Origin of the sequence: Variovorax sp. M-6 (assembly GCF_052114385.1) — a bacterium.
Lineage (GTDB): Bacteria > Pseudomonadota > Gammaproteobacteria > Burkholderiales > Burkholderiaceae_C > Variovorax.
Map to the genome: position 1 here is coordinate 172089 of NZ_JBFREQ010000006.1, position 16900 is coordinate 188988.

Below are 16900 nucleotides of genomic sequence, written 5' to 3' on the forward strand. Positions count from 1 at the left end.
GTGCGAGGCTCCCGGCGCCTGATCCGCGCCGTGCCCTCGAACCGTTTTTTTCGATCCTCTCCCATCCCAAAGGAACGCAGCATGACGGCTGAATACAAAGTGCTCGGCGACGTCGCCGTGATCACCCTGACCAATCCCCCGGTCAATGGCCTCGGTTTCTCGACGCGCATCGGCATCACCGACGGGCTCTCCAAGGCCATCGACGACCCGGCCGTCAAGTCGATCGTCATCACGGGTGCGGGCAAGGCCTTCTCCGGCGGCGCCGATATCAAGGAGTTCGGCACGCCCAAGGCGCTGCAGGAGCCCAACCTGCTGAGCGTCATCCTCGCGCTCGAGGCGTCGACCAAACCGATCGTCGCGGCGATCCACTCGGTGTGCATGGGCGGCGGCCTCGAACTGGCCCTGGGCTGTCACTACCGCGTGGCCGCGCCCGGCACCAGCGTTGCGCTGCCCGAAGTCAAGCTGGGCCTCCTGCCCGGCGCCGGCGGCACGCAGCGCCTGCCGCGCGTCCTCGGCGTCGAGACCGCGCTCAACATGATCGTCAGCGGCGAGGCCGTGAAGAGCGAGATGCTCGCCTCGCTGCCGGGCCAGAAGCTGTTCGACAAGCTCGCGGCATCGCCCGAGTCGGTGTTCGACGAAGCGGTGGAGTTCGCCAAGTCGGTGGCCGGCAAGACCGGCGATGCGTTGCCGCTGGTGCGCAACCTGCCGTGCAAGCATCCGCAGGGCGACGCCTATTTCCAGTTCGCCAAGAACATGGTCGGCGGCATGTCGAAGAACTACCCGGCGCCGCTCAAGTGCGTCGATGCCGTCCAGGCCGCCACCAGGATGAAGTTCGACGACGGCATGGCCGAGGAGCGCCGTCTCTTCACCGCGCTGATGTTCACGCCCGAATCGGCGGCGCTGCGCCACCTGTTCATGGCCGAGCGCGCGGCTTCGCGCATTCCCGACGTCGCCGACGACACGCCCCAGCGCGCCATCAAGGCGGTCGGCGTGATCGGCGCCGGCACCATGGGCGGCGGCATCTCGATGAACTTCCTGAACGCGGGCATCCCGGTCAAGATCCTCGAGATGAAGCAGGAAGCGCTCGACCGCGGCATCGCCACCATCAAGAAGAACTACGAGGCGCAGGTCAAGAAAGGCAAGCTCAAGCAGGACAAGTACGAGCAGCGCATGGCGCTCCTTAGCACCACGCTGAGCTACGACGACCTGAAGGACGCCGACCTGATCATCGAAGCCGTGTTCGAGGAACTGGGCGTCAAGGAGGCGGTGTTCAAGGAACTCGACCGCGTCGCCAAGCCCGGCGCCATCCTGGCCTCGAACACCTCGACGCTCGACGTCGACAAGATCGCCGCCTTCACGAAGCGTCCGCAGGACGTGGTCGGCATGCACTTCTTCAGCCCGGCCAACGTGATGAAGCTGCTCGAGGTGGTGCGCGGCAAGCAGACCGCCAAGGACGTGCTCGCCACCGTGATGGCCATCGGCAAGAAGATCAAGAAGACCGCGGTGGTCTCGGGCGTCTGCGACGGCTTCATCGGCAACCGCATGATCGAGCAGTACTCGCGCCAGGCGGGCTTCCTGCTCGACGAGGGCGCGACGCCGCAGCAAGTGGACAAGGCGATCGAGAAGTTCGGCTTCGCGATGGGCCCGTTCCGCATGGGCGACCTGGCCGGCAACGACATCGGCTGGGCGATCCGCAAGCGCCGCGCGACCGAAGTCGCCGACATGAAGTACAGCCGCACGGCCGACAAGCTTTGCGAACTGGGCCGCTTCGGCCAGAAGACCGGGGCAGGGTGGTACGACTACCAGGCCGGCAAGCGCGATGCGATTCCGTCGGAGCTGGTCAACAAGATGATCGAGGACCACCGCAGGGAACTGGACATCACGCCGCGCAAGATCTCCGACGAGGAAATCGTGCAGCGCCTGGTGTATGCACTGGTCAACGAAGGCGCCCACATCCTCGAGGACGGCATTGCCTCCAAGTCGGGCGACATCGACATGGTCTACCTCACGGGCTACGGATTCCCGATCTGGCGCGGCGGCCCGATGCACTACGCGTCGCAGGTCGGCCTCTACAACGTGGCCGAGGCCATGAAGCGCTTCGCGAAGAATCCGCGCGATGACGCGAGCTTCTGGCAGCCGGCGCCGCTGATCCGCAAGCTGGTGGCCGAAGGCAAGAGCTTCAGCTGAAGAGGGAACGAGACCGCCCCATGGTGAAACGCGTCTTCCTGGCGCTGCTTCTGGTGCTCGTGGCACTGGCGGCGGCCGTAGCGGTCAATACCTGGCGCACGCCGTCGCGGCAGCTCGCCGTGGCGCCAGCGCCCAAGCTGGCGGTCGACGTGCAGGCCGCAGCCAGACGGCTGGCCGGCGCGATCCCGTTCCGGACGGTGTCCAGCCTCGACAATCCGAGCGGCAACGACGCCGAGTTCGACAAGCTCCACGCCTACCTGGCCGAGCAGTTCCCGAAGGTCCACGCCACCCTCAAAAAAGAGGTGGTGGGCCAGAAGGCGCTGCTCTACACCTGGGCGGGCTCCGACCCGGCGGCCAAGCCGATCGCGCTGATGGCGCACCAGGACATGGTGCCGATCGCACCGGGCACCGAGAAGGCCTGGTCGGTCGACCCCTTCAGCGGCGCGATCCAGGACGGCTTCGTCTGGGGCCGCGGCACGCTCGACAACAAGAGCAATCTTTTCGCGCAGATGGAAGCCATCGAGCTTCTGATCGCGAACGGCTTCAAGCCCCGGCAGACGGTCTATCTCGTGATGGGCGACGACGAGGAGGTCAGCGGCCTGCGCGGCGCGCTGCCGATCGCCGAACTGCTCAAGTCGCGCGGCGTGCGCCTCGACTGGGTGCTCGACGAAGGCCTGCTGGTGCTCGACGGCGTGCTGCCGGGCCTCACCAAGCCCGCCGCGCTGATCGGCCTGGCCGAGAAGGGCTACGGCACCTTCTTCCTCTCGCTCGACACCGCCCCCGGCCACTCCTCGATGCCGCCGCAGCACAGTGCGATCGGCCGCATGAGCGCGGCGCTGGCGCGCCTCGAGGCCCATCCGATGCCGGGTGGCATCCAGGGCGTGGCGGCGCAGATGTTCGGCACGCTGGCGCCCGAGATGAGCGGACTCAACCGCGTGATGCTGTCCAACCTGTGGCTCACCGCGCCGCTGGTGCAGGGCCAGCTCGAGAAAAGCCCGAGCAGCAATGCGATGCTGCGCACCACCACCGCGCTGACGATCGTGCGCGCCGGCAACAAGGACAACGTGCTGCCGGGCCGGGCCGAGGCGGCGGTCAACTTCCGCATCCTGCCGGGCGACAGCATCGACAGCGTCGAGAAGCACCTGAAGAGCGCGCTGGCCGACGACGGAATCCAGGTCAAGCGCTATCCGGGCAATTCCGAGCCGTCGCCGGTGTCGCCGACCGACAGCACCGGCTATCGGTCGATCGAGCAGGCGGTGCGCGAGACCTTCCCGGATGCGGTCGTCGCACCGGGCCTCATGACGGCCGCCACCGATTCGCGCCACTTCAGCCTGGTGAGCGATGCGGTCTATCGCTTCTCGCCGTTCCGCGTGAAGGGCGAAGACCTGCCGCGCTTCCATGGCACCAACGAGCGCCTGTCGATCTCCAACTACGGCGAGATGATCCAGTTCTATCAGCAGCTGCTGCGCAATACGGCACAGCCCCAGTAACCGCCATACCTCTTTCTCAAAGGACCTCACCATGACCCGCGCCGTCATCGTCTCCACCGCCCGCACGCCGCTCGCCAAGAGCTGGAAGGGTGCCTTCAACATGACGCATGGCGCCACGCTCGGCGGCCATGCGGTGCAGCATGCCGTGCAGCGCGCCGGCATCGATCCGGCCTCGGTCGACGACGTGATCATGGGCTGCGCCACGCCCGAAGGCGCCACCGGCTCGAACATCGCGCGCCAGATCGCGCTGCGCGCCGGCCTGCCGATCACGACCTCGGGCATGACCATCAACCGCTTCTGCTCGTCGGGCCTGCAGACCATCGCCACCGCCGCCCAGCGCATCATCGCGGGCGAGGGCGAGGTCTACGTGGCCGGCGGCGTCGAGAGCATCTCCTGCGTGCAGAACGAGGCCAACAAGCACATGCTGGCCGACCCCTGGCTGGTGAAGCACAAGCCCGAGATCTACTGGAACATGCTGCAGACCGCGGAGCAGGTCGCCAAGCGCTACAACATCGGCCGCGACGCGATGGACGAGTACGGCGCCGCCAGCCAGCAGAAGGCCACGGCCGCGCTGGAAGCGGGCCGCTTCAAGGACGAGATCGCGCCGATCACCGTGCTGGCAGGCGTCGCCGACGCGGTACTGGGCCTGCGCACCAAGGAAGTCACGATCGAGAACGACGAAGGCATCCGCGCCGGCACCACCAAGGAAGGCATCAGCGGCATCCGTCCGGCGATCCCCGGCGGCCTGATCTCCGCCGGCAATGCCAGCCAGTTTTCGGACGGCGGCGGCGCCTGCGTGCTGGTCGACGAGAAGTACGCCGAGCAGAAGGGCCTGAAGCCCCTGGGCCGCTTTCTCGGCTTCGCGGTCGCGGGCTGCGAGCCCGACGAGATGGGCATCGGCCCGGTGTTCGCGATCCCGAAGGTGCTGAATCGCCTGGGCCTGAAGGTCAGCGACATCGACCTCTGGGAACTCAACGAAGCCTTTGCGGTGCAGGTGATCTACTGCCGCGACAAGCTCGGCATCCCGGCCGACCGGCTCAACGTCGACGGCGGCGCGATCGCGGTCGGCCATCCCTACGGCGTGAGCGGCCAGCGCCTCACGGGCCATGCCTTGATCGAAGGCAAGCGCCGCGGCGCCAAGAAGGTGGTCGTGACGATGTGCATCGGCGGCGGCATGGGCGCTGCCGGCGTGTTCGAAGTCCTCTGACGCGGGAGCCCCGAATGCGCCGCCCGGCGATCGGCGAGCGATCTGATCGCCGGCGCCCGGGTGGTGCATGTCGGCTGCGCGCAGGCGGTCTGTACCTGCGAGGTCTTCACGGTCAAGGACGGCGAGGAGCAGCTCCGCGCGCTCGCCCGGGGCACCATTGCACATCTGCCATCGGCACCGGATGCTGCGGCAGAATCGAAATCCAACCCCTAGCCCAGCGATTCTCTCCATGAGCCTTCGTCCCACCCTCGACTTTCTCCTCTACGACTGGCTCCACGCCGAGTCGCTCGCCGAGCGCGAGCGTTTCGCCGACCACTCGCGCGAGACCTTCGATGCCGTGCTCGACACTTGCGAGCGCATCGCGCGCGAGAAGTACGCGCCGAACAACCGCATCGTCGATACCCAGGAGCCGCATTTCGACGGCGAGCGGGTGATCCTGCCGCAGGCCACGCACGACGCGCACAAGGCTTTCGTCGAGTCCGGCATGCTGAGCGCCGCGCAGGACTACGACATCGGCGGCATGCAGCTGCCCTACACCCTGTCGGCGGCCGCCAACAGCTTCTTCGCCATGGCCTCGGTGAGCATCGGCGCCAACATGCTCACCAGCGGCAACGCCAACCTGCTCATGGTGCACGGCACCGAGATGCAAAAGGAAGTGTTCGCCAAGAACGAATTCGCGGGACGCTGGTCGGGCACCATGTGCCTGTCGGAACCGCAGGCCGGCTCCAGCCTCAGCGACGTCGCGACCCGTGCCGTGCCCGACGGCGCGGATTTCCAGGACGACCCGCTGGGCCCGCGCTACCGGCTCACCGGCAACAAGATGTGGATCTCGGCCGGCGACCACGAGCTGACCGAGAACATCGTGCACATCGTGCTGGCCAAGATCCCGGACGAGAACGGCAAGCTGATCCCGGGCACGCGCGGCATCTCGCTGTTCATCGTGCCGAAGAGGATGGTCGATACCGACGGGCAATTGACCGGCGAGCGCAACGACGTCGCGCTGGCCGGCCTCAACCACAAGCTGGGCTGGCGCGGCACGACCAACACGCTGCTGAATTTCGGCGAGGGCAAGTTCCCGGTCGGCGGCAAGCCCGGCGCCGTGGGCTACCTGGTCGGCCAGCCCGGCAAGGGATTGTTCTGCATGTTCCACATGATGAACGAAGCCCGCATCGGCGTCGGCACCGCGGCCACGATGCTGGGCATGGCGGGCTATCACGCCTCGCTCGACTACGCCAGGAACCGGCCGCAGGGCCGGCCAGCGGGTCCGGCGGGCAAGGACGCTGCCAAGCCGCAGGTGCGGATCATCGAACACGCCGACGTGCGCCGCATGCTGCTCGCCCAGAAGGCGTACTGCGAAGGCGCGCTGGCGCTGGAGCTCTATTGCGCGCGGCTGGTCGACGAGCAGAAGACCGGCGACGCGCAGGCCGCCGACGACGCCCGGCTGCTGCTCGAGGTGCTGACGCCGATCGCCAAGAGCTGGCCCAGCGAGTGGTGCCTGGAAGCCAACTCGCTCGCGATCCAGATCCACGGCGGCTACGGCTACACGCGCGACTTCCCGGTGGAGCAATACTGGCGCGACAACCGCCTCAACATGATCCACGAGGGCACGCACGGCATCCAGGCGGCCGACCTGCTCGGGCGCAAGGTGCTGATGGAGGAGGGCCGCGGCCTTCAGTTGCTGGCCGGGCGCATTGCCGTCACGATCGGGCGCGCCGCCCTGGTGCCGGCGCTGGCGGCCCATGCCGAGGCGCTCGGCGAAGCGCTGCAACGCATCGGCTCGGCGACCAAGAAGGCCTGGGCCACCGGCGATCCGCGGGAGGCGCTGGCCAATGCCGTGCCCTACATGCAGGCCTTCGGCCATGTGGTGCTGGCCTGGATCTGGCTCGACGTCGCCCTGCGCGCGCTGGAGCGCGATGCCGCCAGGGCGTCGCCGGCCACGGTCGGCCGCATCGGCGCGACCGACTTCTTCTTCCACTACGAACTGCCGAAGATCGGCGCCTGGCTCAATGTCGTCGAGAGCCGCGACCCGACCTGCGCCGCGCTGCCCGAGGAGGCGTTCTGATGACCGCGTCGAAACCGCCGAAGCCCCATGCGACGCTCGAGAAGTGGATCTGGATCCTGATCTACGGCGGCCTCTTTGCCGTGATCCTCGGCATCGCGACCGGCCGCACCGAAGAGGCGCTCGGCTGGGCCATGGCCGTGCCGGGCGCGGCGCTGGTGGCGGCCGGCGTGGTGCTCATCTACGTTCGTTCCCGACTCAAGGACAGCAAGGACTCGCCATGATCAAGCACATCGTGATGTGGAAGCTCAAGAACCCCAACGACGCCGCTGCCTTCAAGGCCAGGCTCGACACCTGCCAGGGCCTGGTGCCCGGCATGCGGCAGTTCGAGGTGGCGGTCCGCACGCCCGGCCTCGAAGCGAACTGCGACGTGGTGCTGTGCTCGGCCTTCGACGACGAGGCGGCGCTCAAGGCCTACCTGGAGCACCCGACGCATGTCGAGGTGTCGGGCTTCCTCGGCAGCCTGCGCGAAGCGCGCAGCGTGCTCGACTACGCAACACCCTGATATTCCCGGAGACCCCATGACCGCACGAAGCATCCATCAACTTTTCGACCTCAGCGGCAAGACCGCGCTGATCACCGGCGGCTCGCGCGGCCTCGGGCTGCAGATGGCCCATGCGCTCGGCGAGGCCGGCGCCAGAATCATGCTGAGCTCGCGCAAGGCCGAGGACCTCGAGCAGGCCGCCGCCGAGCTGCAGGCGGCCGGCATCGACACGCGCTGGATCGCGGCCGACTGCTCGAAGGAAGAGGACACCCGCCGCCTGGCCGACGAGACGCTCGAGCGCATGGGCGCCGTCGACATCCTGGTCAACAACGCCGGCGCCAGCTGGGGCGCCCCGGCCGAGGACCATCCGGTCGCGGCCTGGGACAAGGTGATGAACCTCAACGTGCGTGGCTACTTCATCCTGGCGCAGCAGGTCGCTCGCGCCTACATGATCCCGAAGAAGGCCGGCCGGATCATCAACATCGCGTCGATCGCGGGCCTGAACGGCAACCCGCCCGAGATGCAGACCCTGGCCTACAACACCTCGAAGAGCGCAGTGATCGGCTTCACCCACACGCTCGCGGCCGAATGGGGCAAGTACAACATCAACGTCAACGCGATCTGCCCGGGCTTCTTCATGACCAAGATGGCGGCCGGCCTTATCCACTCGATCGGCGAGGAGAAGATGGCCTCGCACGCGCCGCTGGGCCGGCTCGGCGACGACGAGGACCTGAAGGGCATCACGCTGCTGTACGCGAGCGACGCCGGCAAGCACATCACCGGCCAGTGGCTGGCGATCGACGGCGGGGTGAGCGTGGTGATTGGCGGGTAACATGAAACACCCCCGAAGCGCCTGCGGCGCTGCCCCCTCGAGGGGGCGATACCAGCGGCCCGGCGAAGCCGGTTCCGCGGTATCCCTGGCCTCGCTCGGTGCCTGGGACAAATAAAGAGATGGACTCCTTGAGCAACGACTTCAATCTCCACTCGTACGCGGAGCAGATCCCGTTCGCGAAGCACCTGGGCTTCGAACTCGTGAAGTTCGAGGGCGGCGAGTCCGAGATCCTCTACACCGCGAAACCAGAACACCTGAACACCTTCGACGTGACGCACGGCGGTGCCTGCATGACGCTGCTCGACGTCGCCATGGCCGCCGCTTCGCGCAGCCAGACGCCCGAGATCGGCGTCGTGACGATCGAGATGAAGACCAGCTTCATGCAACCTTCGGTCGGCCCGCTGCGCGCGCGCGGCAAGCTGCTGCATCGCACCGCCACGCTGGCGTTCACCGAAGCGAAGATCTATGACGCGCAGGAGCGCGTCTGCGCCCACGCCACCGGCACCTTCAAGTTCGTGAAGCGCCGGCTGCCCACCGGACCCGCGAGTGCCAACGCGATGCGCCCGCCGTCCACCGACTGACCTGCATTCCTTCCGGAGATTTCCATGCCCACCAACAGACAACAGATCCTCGACAACCGTCCCGAGGGCGAAGCCGTCGCCAGCAACTTCAAGCTCGTGACCACCGAGACGCCGGCACTGAAGGACAACCAGGTGCTGGTGCGCCATCACTACATGAGCCTCGACCCCTACATGCGCGGCCGCATGAACGACGCCAAGAGCTACGCGCAGCCCCAGCCCCTGGGCCAGGTGATGCAGGGCGGCACGGTCGGCGAGGTGGTCGAGAGCAAGCATCCCAAGTATGCCGTGGGCGACAAGGTGGTCGGCTTCGGCGGCTGGCAGGAATACAGCGTGGTCGATGCCTCGCAGCCCGGCGCCTTGAAGAAGGTCGACACCACGCACGTGCCGCTGTCGCACTACCTCGGCGCGGTCGGCATGCCCGGCGTCACCGCCTGGTACGGCCTGGTCAAGATCATCGCTCCGAAGGCCGGCGAGACGGTGGTGATCACTGCGGCCAGCGGCGCGGTCGGCAGTGCTTTCGGCGCGCTGGCCAAGGCACGCGGCTGCCGGGTGGTGGGCATCGCGGGTGGCCCGGACAAGTGCAAGTACGTGGTCGAGGAACTGGGCTTCGATGCCTGCATCGACTACCGCCAGCACCCCGACGTCAAGAGCATGGCCACGGCATTGAAGGAAGCCTGTCCGAAGGGCATCGACGGCTACTTCGAGAACGTCGGCGGCTACATCTTCGACGCGGTGCTGCTGCGCACCAACGCCTTCGCGCGCATCGCGCTGTGCGGCATGATCGCGGGCTACGACGGCCAGCCGCTGCCGCTCGCCAACCCGGCGCTGTTCCTGGTGAACCGCCTCAAGCTCGAGGGCTTCATCGTCAGCGAGCACATGGAGGTCTGGCCCGAGGCGCTGGCCGAGCTCGGCGCGCTGGTCGCCAGTGGCAAGCTCAAGCCGCGCGAGTCGATCGCCCAGGGCATCGAAGCGGCTCCCGAGGCCTTTCTCGGCCTGCTGAAGGGCAAGAACTTCGGCAAGCAACTGGTCAAGCTCATCTGATCCCTCCAGGGAGGCTGGCATGGACACCACGCACGAGGTCTTCAACCAGCCGGCGCCGCTCGCCGGCTACAACCTGTTCGAAACCAACCGGCCGCTGCGCGATGCGCTCAAGCACAACGCGCCGCAGTTGCAACTGGCGCCGCTCGAACACCTGGGCGCCGAGATCGGCACGGTCGAGATGCAGACCCATGCGCGGCTCGCCAACACGAACCCGCCCGTACTGCACACCCACGACCGCTTCGGCCGCCGCATCGACGAGGTGGAGTTCCACCCGAGCTATCACGCGCTGATGGCGGCGGCCGTCGGCGCCGGCCTGCACGGCACGCCCTGGGCCGGCGAATCGCAGTCGCCCCATGTGCAGCGCGCGGCCGGCTTCATGCTGTTCACCGAGCTCGAGCCTTCCATGCTGTGCCCGATCTCGATGAGCTATGCGGTGACGCCGGCGCTGCGCGGCAATGCGGCCGTGTACGCCGACTGGGCCCCGAAGCTCGCGAGCCGCTGGTACGACCCGGTGCTCAGGCCCTGGCGCGACAAGCCCGGCGTGACCATGGGCATGGGGATGACCGAGAAGCAGGGTGGCTCCGATGTCCGCGCCAACACCTCGCGCGCAGTCCGTGCGGGAAGCGACGGCTGGGGCGAGCGCTACGAGATCACGGGCCACAAGTGGTTCTTCTCGGCGCCGATGTGCGATGCCTTCCTGATCCTCGCGCAGGCACCCGCCGGGCTCTCGTGCTTCTTCCTGCCGCGCGTGCTGGCCGACGGCAGCCGCAACGCGATCCGCATCCAGCGCCTGAAGGACAAGCTCGGCAACAAGGCCAACGCCAGTTCCGAGGTCGAGTTCCACGGCGCCAGCGCCTGGCTGGTCGGCGAGGAAGGACGCGGCGTTCCGCAGATCCTCGAGATGGGCACCATGACCCGGCTCGACTGCGCGCTCGGCACCAGCGGCCTGATGCGGCAGGCGCTGAGCCTGGCGCTGAACCACACGGCGCAGCGACAGGCGTTCGGCAAGCCGCTGATCGCACAGCCGCTCATGAAGAACGTGCTGGCCGATCTGGCCCTGGAAAGCGAAGCCGCGACCGCGCTGGCCATCCGCCTGGCGCGTGCCTTCGATCGCCCCGACGACGAACACGAACGCCTGATGGCCCGGCTGCTGACGCCGGTGGCCAAGTTCTGGATCTGCAAGCGTGGCAGCCATTTCGCGCAGGAAGCGATGGAGTGCCTGGGCGGCAACGGCTACGTCGAGGAGGGCGGCGAGGGCGTGATGGCGCGGGTGTACCGCGAGATGCCGCTCAACTCGATCTGGGAAGGCGCCGGCAACATCATGGCGCTCGACCTGCTGCGCGGCCTGCGCAAGGGCGACGCGGTCGCGGCGCTGGCCCGGGAGCTGGCGCCGGCACGCGGCAACGATGCCGCGCTCGACCGCCTGGCCGACGCGCTGCCCGCGCGCATCGAGGCGATGGCGACCGAAACCGAGGCGCGGCGGCTGGCACAGGACGTGGCGCTCGCGGTACAGGCGGCGCTGCTGGTGCAGACCGCGCCGCCGGCCGTCGTCGGCGGCTTCTGCGCCTCGCGGCTGGGCGGCGACTGGGGCCATGCTTTCGGCACGCTCGGCGCCGGCGTCGATCTCGATGCGATCATTTCCCGCGCCCAGCCCCAGTGACAACACGCTCCCGAAGGACCCCATGGCAGACCTGATCCTCCACCACTACGCGACCTCCCCCTTCTCGGAGAAGCTGCGGCTGATCCTCGGCTACAAGAAGCTGGCCTGGAAGTCGGTGATCATTCCGCAGATCGCGCCCAAGCCCGAACTGGTGGCGCTCACCGGCGGCTACCGCCGCACGCCCGTGCTGCAGATCGGTGCCGACATCTATTGCGACACGGCGCTGATCTGCGACGTGCTCGAGCACCTGGCCCCGCTGCCGTCGATCTACCCGGAGCCGGGCAAGGGGCTGTCGCGCCTGGTCGCCCAGTGGGCCGACAGCACGCTGTTCTGGGCCGCGATGGCCTACAACTTCAGCCCCAAGGGCGCCGCCGACATCTTCGGCAAGGCGCCGCCGGAGCTGGCCAAGGCCTTCACCGACGACCGCCGCGCGATGAGCGCAAGCATGGTGCGGTTGCGCCCGGCCGATGCCGCCGCCGCGTACAAGTCCTACCTGCGGCGCCTGTCGGACATGCTCGACGACACCGACTACCTGCTCGGTGCCTTCCCGACGGTGGCCGACTTCGCCTGCTACCACCCGCTGTGGTTCACGCGCAAGCGTACGCCCTCGATGGCCGGCATCCTGCAGCTGACGCCGGCGGTAGGGGACTGGATGGACCGGATGGCGGGCATCGGCCACGGCACGATGGAAGCACTCGATGCGCAGCGTGCCATCGAAGTGGCTGCGGCCTCGACGCCGCACACGCTGCTGTCGGACAGCACCTTCCAGGACGAGCACGGGATCGCCCTGGGCTCGCGCGTCACGATCGCCGCCGAGAGCTTCGGCCTCGAGACCACCGAGGGCGAACTGATCGCCGCCAGCCGCACGCACTACACGCTGCGCCGCAGCGACCCGCGGGCGGGCACCGTGCATGTGCACTTCCCGCGCATCGGCTTCGTGCTGAAGGCCGTCGACAGCTGAACATGGCCCCCGCGGGGCACCTTGGCGACTGCGCTCGCGGACGTTCCGTATTTCAATAGCGCCTCACCGCCAAACACAAGCGACGAAAGGACACGCGCAAATGATCCAGGACTTCAAGGGCACGACGGCCGTACTCACCGGCGCCGGTTCCGGCTTCGGCCTCGAATGCGCACGCATCGGCGCGGCGCGCGGCATGAACCTCGTGCTGGTCGACGTACAGCAGGATGCGCTGGACAAGGCGCAGGCCGAGATGGAGGCCGCCGGTGCGCAGGTGCTGGCACGCAAGGTCGACGTCGCCAACGCGGCGCAGATGGATGAACTCGCCCGCGCGGTGCAGCAGCGCTTCGGCGCGCCGCACTTCGTCTTCAACAACGCCGGCGTCGGCGCCGGCGGCCTGGTGTGGGAAAACAGCGTCGCCGACTGGGAATGGGTGCTCGGCGTCGACCTGATGGGCGTGGTGCACGGCGTGCGACTGTTCACACCGATGATGCTCGAGGCCGCCGCCAAGGACCCGGCGTACCGCGGCCACATCGTCAACACCGCCAGCATGGCGGGCCTGCTGACGCCCCCCAACATGGGCATCTACAACGCGGCCAAGGCGGCCGTCGTGAGCCTCACCGAGACCCTCTACCAGGACCTGAAGCTGGTGACCGACCAGGTCGGCGCCAGCCTGCTGTGCCCGTACTTCGTGCCCACCGGCATTCATCAGAGCGAACGCAACCGACCCGGCGCGCTGGCGGGCGGCGAACTCACCAAGAGCCAGCTGATCGGCCAGGCGATGAGCAACAAGGCGGTGAGCAGCGGCAAGGTCAGCGCCGCCGAAGTCGCGCAGATGGTGTTCGACGCGATCACCGCCAACCAGTTCTACATCTTCAGCCACCCCAAGGCGCTGGGCAACGTGAAGAGCCGGATGGAACACATCGTGTCGATCACCAACCCGGCCGACCCTTTCCTCGAGCGCCCCGAGATCGGCGCCAACCTGCGCGCCCAGCTGCGCGCCAGTTGAACGGGGCGTGCCGTCTTCAAGGTGGGAGCAGCAACGGCACCAGCAGCACGCTCACGACGCCCACCATGATCGCGAGCGGCAACCCGACCTTGACGAAATCGCCGAAGCTGTAGTTGCCGGCCGTGCTGACCAGCGTGTTCACGGGCGATGAGATCGGCGTGAGGAAGCCGGCCGACGCGGCCAGTGCCACCATCATCGCGAACGGGTAGGGAGACGCGCCGAGGTGCTTGGCCAGCGCCAGCGCCACGGGCGCCATCAGCACCGCGGTGGCCGTGTTCGAGACCACCAGGCCGATCCCGGCGGTCAGGATGAAAAGACTGGCCAGCACCGGTCGGATGCCGAAGTCGCCCACCAGCGCCAGCAGGCCGTCCGCGGCGAGGTCGATGCCGCCGGTACGCTGCAGCGCCAGCGAGAAGGGCAGCATGCCCACGATCAGGATCAGGCTGCGCCAGTGGATCGCGCGATAGGCCGTGTCCAGGTCGATGCAGCGGAACAATCCCATCAGCAGGCAGCCGACGATGGCGGCCTGGACGTTGGGGATGACGCCCGACAGCATCAACCCGATCACGAGCAGCAGGCAGAACACCGCGTGCGGCGCGCGCCGCGGCACGGGGATCAGCGTCCGGCCTTCCTGCGGCAGGCTCAGGCCCACCAGATCGTGGCCGTCGGACTGCAGGGCCCGGATGGCCTGCCACGGCCCCACCAGCAGCAGCGTGTCGCCGACCTTGAGCCGTGCATTCTCGAGGCCATGCTCGTGGGTGACCCGGCCGCGGCGCAGGCCCACGATCGTGAGGCCGTTCTGGGCCAGCAGGCGCGATTCGTCGCCGGTGGTGCCGACCAGTGTGGAATCGACCGGGATGATCGCCTCGGCCATGCCGACGTCGCGCGATTGGTCCGTGAAGTAGGCGCCGGAGATCGGCAGCATGTGCAGCGCGTACCGCTCGCACAGGCGCGGGACGTCGAAGTCCCTGGACTCGACGTCGAGCAGCAGGATGTCGCCGGCGCGGACCTCGGTGTCGGCAGAGGCGCGCAGCACCTCTCGCCGGAGCGTGTGCTGGCGCTCCAGGGCGATCACGCGGGCATCGGACGCGTCGGTCAGCCCCAGCCCTTCCAGGCTTCGGCCCACCAGCGGCGAACGCGGCTCCACGCTGAGCCGGAAGGCGCGGTCGTGCAGCTTGTACTGCTCCACCCAGTCGTTCAGGCTGGGCCGTCCACCGCCCGCCGTGGTGCTCTCGCTGGGCAGCCGGCGGCGCGCCACCAGCATGTAGGCGATGCCGAGGACCAGCACCGGGACGCCGATCGGCGTGAAGGCGAAGAAGCCGAAGCCTTCGGCGCCATGGCGCATGAGCTCGCCGTTGACGATCAGGTTCGGCGTGGTCGCCACCAGGGTCATCATCCCGCTGATCAGGCCCGCCACGCTCACGGGCATCAGCAGCTGGCTGGCCGCGATGCCGGTCTGCTGCGCGATGCGCATCACGATCGGAATGAAGATGGCGACCACCGCGGTGGAACTCATGAACGAGCCCATCAGCCCGACGGCCAGCATCAGCAGCACGAGCAGCCGGGTTTCGCTGCTGCCGCCGCGCGCCACCAGCCAGTCGCCGACGCTCTGGGCGACACCGGTGCGCACCAGCCCCTCGCCCAGCACGAACAGCGCGGCGACCAGCACGATGTTCGGGTCGGAGAAGCCGGCCAGCGCCTCGTTCACGTCGATGACGCCGGTGACGGGCAGCAGCACGATCATGATCAATGCCACCGCATCGAGCCGCGGCCTGCCCGAGACGAACATGGCGATTGCGACGCCCAGCAGCACGAGGACCTGGATCAGCTCAGACGACATGGGAAGAGTCCGCAGGAAGAACAGGCTGGATTCTGCGGGATTGCCCGTGCGCCGCATCGGGACTTGGGCCGGGCGGCAGGATTGCATATACTGAACCGCTCGGTTCTGTGTATGTTCGATCACACCAAGGAGACTGGCATGGCCTATGTCGATGGATACGTTGTTCCCGTTCCGAAGGACAAGATCGAGGCGTACCGCCAACTGGCGGCCCGCGCGGGTGCGGTCTGGCGCGAGCATGGCGCCCTCGAGTACCGCGAATGGATCGCCGACGACGTCAAGGCCGGCGAGCACACCTCGTTCCCGCAGGCCGTGCAGTTGAAGGACGACGAGACGGTGGTGTTCTCCTGGATCGTCTTCGAATCGCGCGACCATCGCGACGAGGTCAACGCCAAGGCGATGAGCGATCCTCGCCTGGCCGACATGATGGACCCGTCGAAGTCGGTCATCGACGGCAAGCGGATGTTCTGGGGCGGATTCAATCCCCTGGTCGCGCTCTGAGTCCGTCGCCGGGTCAGCGTGCCTGGACCGCCACCGGACTGCGTTCCGCGAACTGCCCGTTCCAGTAGGGGTAGTAGGGGTAGGGCGGCGTCACCGCGCTGGCGGCGTCGAGCCGGGCGATCTGCTCGGGCGTGAGCCTCCAGCCGAGCGCGCCGAGGTTCTGCTTCAGTTGCGCCTCGTCGCGCGCGCCGATCAGCACCGACGACACGGTGGGCCGCTGCAGCAGCCAGTTGAGCGCGATCTGCGGCAGCGACTTCCCGGTCTCCTCGGCGACCTGGTCCATCGCATCGACCACGCGGTAGAGCCGCTCGTCCTCCACGGGCGGCGCGGAGCCGGCCGTGTCGTGAAGGCGGCTGCTGGCCGGCAGCGGCTGGCCACGCCGGATCTTGCCGGTCAGCCGACCCCAGCCCAGCGGGCTCCAGACGATGGCGCCGATGCCCTGGTCGAGCCCGAGCGGCATCAGCTCCCACTCGTAGTCGCGGCCGACCAGCGAGTAGTAGGTCTGGTTCGCCACGTAGCGCGACAGGCCCAGCCGGTCGGACGCAGCCAGCGACTTCATCAGTTGCCAGCCCGAGAAGTTGGAGGCGCCGATCCAGCGTACCTTGCCCGCCCGAACCAGGTCGTCGAGCGTGCGCGCCACCTGTTCCACCGGTGTCATGGCATCGAAGGCGTGCAGTTGCAGCAGGTCGATGTAGTCGGTGCCCAGGCGCCTCAGCGCCGCATCGACGCCCCGGACCAGGTGATGGCGCGACGAGCCGACGTCGTTGGGCCCATCGCCCGCGCGCAGCGACAGCTTGGTCGACAGGATGACCTTGTCGCGCCGGCCCTCGACCGCCGCGCCGAGGATGGATTCGGAGGCGCCGCTCGAATAGACGTCGGCGCTGTCGAACAGATTGACGCCGGCGTCGAGGCAGATGTCGACGATGCGGCGCGCGGCCGCAACATCGGTGTTGCCCCAGGCGCTGAAGACCGGACCCTCGCCGCCGAAGGTGCCGGCGCCGAAGCCGAGGGCCGGCACCTTGAAGCCGGAGTTGCCGAGATAGCGTTGTTCCAT

The 16900-nt window shown here is 68.1% G+C and carries 15 protein-coding genes; 13 read left to right on the forward strand and 2 right to left on the reverse strand.

All coding sequences use genetic code 11. The features are described from left to right. Positions 1-81 precede the first annotated feature (81 nt). The 12 genes from AB4Z46_RS09480 (at position 82) to AB4Z46_RS09535 (ending at position 13508) form a co-directional block, all read left to right on the forward strand. Positions 82-2187, forward strand: a complete 2106-nt coding sequence (locus tag AB4Z46_RS09480) for a 3-hydroxyacyl-CoA dehydrogenase NAD-binding domain-containing protein (protein WP_442283231.1) — start codon at positions 82-84, stop codon at positions 2185-2187. Between the two features lie 20 nt (positions 2188-2207). Continuing rightward, positions 2208-3677: a M20 family peptidase gene (locus tag AB4Z46_RS09485; protein WP_442283232.1), complete on the forward strand. Its 1470-nt coding sequence runs from the start codon at positions 2208-2210 to the stop codon at positions 3675-3677. Positions 3678-3708: 31 nt separating this feature from the next. Next, on the forward strand, positions 3709-4884 hold the full coding sequence (locus AB4Z46_RS09490; RefSeq protein WP_286527622.1) for an acetyl-CoA C-acyltransferase: 1176 nt from the start codon (positions 3709-3711) through the stop codon (positions 4882-4884). 229 nt (positions 4885-5113) lie between these two features. Then, positions 5114-6946, forward strand: coding sequence for an acyl-CoA dehydrogenase (locus AB4Z46_RS09495; RefSeq protein WP_442283233.1), 1833 nt, complete (start codon positions 5114-5116; stop codon positions 6944-6946). Continuing rightward, a complete protein-coding gene (locus AB4Z46_RS09500; RefSeq protein WP_442283234.1) occupies positions 6946-7167 on the forward strand; it encodes a hypothetical protein in 222 nt (73 codons plus the stop codon). Before AB4Z46_RS09495 ends, AB4Z46_RS09500 begins: the two co-directional genes overlap by 1 nt. Continuing rightward, positions 7164-7448 (forward strand): Dabb family protein, encoded by a 285-nt coding sequence (locus AB4Z46_RS09505; RefSeq protein WP_442283235.1) that lies wholly within the window; start codon positions 7164-7166, stop codon positions 7446-7448. The genes AB4Z46_RS09500 and AB4Z46_RS09505 overlap by 4 nt, the downstream gene beginning before the upstream one ends. A 16-nt stretch (positions 7449-7464) precedes the next feature. After that, the gene (locus tag AB4Z46_RS09510) at positions 7465-8259 is read left to right on the forward strand and encodes an SDR family oxidoreductase (RefSeq protein ID WP_442283236.1); all 795 of its coding nucleotides are present in this window, start codon (positions 7465-7467) and stop codon (positions 8257-8259) included. Positions 8260-8378: 119 nt separating this feature from the next. Then, a complete protein-coding gene (locus AB4Z46_RS09515) occupies positions 8379-8840 on the forward strand; it encodes a PaaI family thioesterase (protein ID WP_442283237.1) in 462 nt (153 codons plus the stop codon). Positions 8841-8864: 24 nt separating this feature from the next. Beyond that, the gene (locus tag AB4Z46_RS09520; protein ID WP_442283238.1) at positions 8865-9881 is read left to right on the forward strand and encodes an NADP-dependent oxidoreductase; all 1017 of its coding nucleotides are present in this window, start codon (positions 8865-8867) and stop codon (positions 9879-9881) included. Positions 9882-9900: 19 nt separating this feature from the next. After that, positions 9901-11541: an isovaleryl-CoA dehydrogenase gene (locus AB4Z46_RS09525; protein ID WP_442283239.1), complete on the forward strand. Its 1641-nt coding sequence runs from the start codon at positions 9901-9903 to the stop codon at positions 11539-11541. Positions 11542-11563: 22 nt separating this feature from the next. Continuing rightward, the gene (locus tag AB4Z46_RS09530) at positions 11564-12502 is read left to right on the forward strand and encodes a glutathione S-transferase family protein (protein ID WP_442283240.1); all 939 of its coding nucleotides are present in this window, start codon (positions 11564-11566) and stop codon (positions 12500-12502) included. Between the two features lie 100 nt (positions 12503-12602). Beyond that, complete coding sequence (locus AB4Z46_RS09535; protein ID WP_442283241.1) at positions 12603-13508, forward strand: SDR family oxidoreductase; 906 nt, start codon at positions 12603-12605, stop codon at positions 13506-13508. Between the two features lie 16 nt (positions 13509-13524). Here the strand turns inward: AB4Z46_RS09535 and AB4Z46_RS09540 are convergent, their stop codons facing one another. After that, the gene (locus AB4Z46_RS09540) at positions 13525-15348 is read right to left on the reverse strand and encodes an SLC13 family permease (protein ID WP_442283242.1); all 1824 of its coding nucleotides are present in this window, start codon (positions 15346-15348) and stop codon (positions 13525-13527) included. A 138-nt stretch (positions 15349-15486) separates the two neighbouring features. Here AB4Z46_RS09540 and AB4Z46_RS09545 point away from each other — a divergent pair, with 138 nt between their 5' ends. Next, positions 15487-15846, forward strand: a complete 360-nt coding sequence (locus AB4Z46_RS09545; RefSeq protein WP_442283243.1) for a DUF1428 domain-containing protein — start codon at positions 15487-15489, stop codon at positions 15844-15846. A gap of 13 nt (positions 15847-15859) precedes the next feature. Here the strand turns inward: AB4Z46_RS09545 and AB4Z46_RS09550 are convergent, their stop codons facing one another. Continuing rightward, positions 15860-16900, reverse strand: coding sequence for an aldo/keto reductase (locus AB4Z46_RS09550; RefSeq protein ID WP_442283244.1), 1041 nt, complete (start codon positions 16898-16900; stop codon positions 15860-15862).

Excerpts from the sequence above, each read along its gene's own strand:
- AB4Z46_RS09480 (WP_442283231.1), top strand. The coding sequence starts at position 82 with ATGACGGCTGAATACAAAGTGCTCGGCGACGTCGCCGTGATCACCCTG.
- AB4Z46_RS09525 (WP_442283239.1), top strand. The coding sequence starts at position 9,901 with ATGGACACCACGCACGAGGTCTTCAACCAGCCGGCGCCGCTCGCCGGC.
- AB4Z46_RS09485 (WP_442283232.1), top strand. The coding sequence starts at position 2,208 with ATGGTGAAACGCGTCTTCCTGGCGCTGCTTCTGGTGCTCGTGGCACTG.
- AB4Z46_RS09515 (WP_442283237.1), top strand. The coding sequence starts at position 8,379 with ATGGACTCCTTGAGCAACGACTTCAATCTCCACTCGTACGCGGAGCAG.
- AB4Z46_RS09495 (WP_442283233.1), top strand. The coding sequence starts at position 5,114 with ATGAGCCTTCGTCCCACCCTCGACTTTCTCCTCTACGACTGGCTCCAC.
- AB4Z46_RS09545 (WP_442283243.1), top strand. The coding sequence starts at position 15,487 with ATGGCCTATGTCGATGGATACGTTGTTCCCGTTCCGAAGGACAAGATC.
- AB4Z46_RS09540 (WP_442283242.1), bottom strand. The coding sequence starts at position 15,348 with ATGTCGTCTGAGCTGATCCAGGTCCTCGTGCTGCTGGGCGTCGCAATC.
- AB4Z46_RS09535 (WP_442283241.1), top strand. The coding sequence starts at position 12,603 with ATGATCCAGGACTTCAAGGGCACGACGGCCGTACTCACCGGCGCCGGT.
- AB4Z46_RS09500 (WP_442283234.1), top strand. The coding sequence starts at position 6,946 with ATGACCGCGTCGAAACCGCCGAAGCCCCATGCGACGCTCGAGAAGTGG.
- AB4Z46_RS09505 (WP_442283235.1), top strand. The coding sequence starts at position 7,164 with ATGATCAAGCACATCGTGATGTGGAAGCTCAAGAACCCCAACGACGCC.
- AB4Z46_RS09510 (WP_442283236.1), top strand. The coding sequence starts at position 7,465 with ATGACCGCACGAAGCATCCATCAACTTTTCGACCTCAGCGGCAAGACC.
- AB4Z46_RS09530 (WP_442283240.1), top strand. The coding sequence starts at position 11,564 with ATGGCAGACCTGATCCTCCACCACTACGCGACCTCCCCCTTCTCGGAG.
- AB4Z46_RS09550 (WP_442283244.1), bottom strand. The coding sequence starts at position 16,900 with ATGGAACAACGCTATCTCGGCAACTCCGGCTTCAAGGTGCCGGCCCTC.
- AB4Z46_RS09490 (WP_286527622.1), top strand. The coding sequence starts at position 3,709 with ATGACCCGCGCCGTCATCGTCTCCACCGCCCGCACGCCGCTCGCCAAG.
- AB4Z46_RS09520 (WP_442283238.1), top strand. The coding sequence starts at position 8,865 with ATGCCCACCAACAGACAACAGATCCTCGACAACCGTCCCGAGGGCGAA.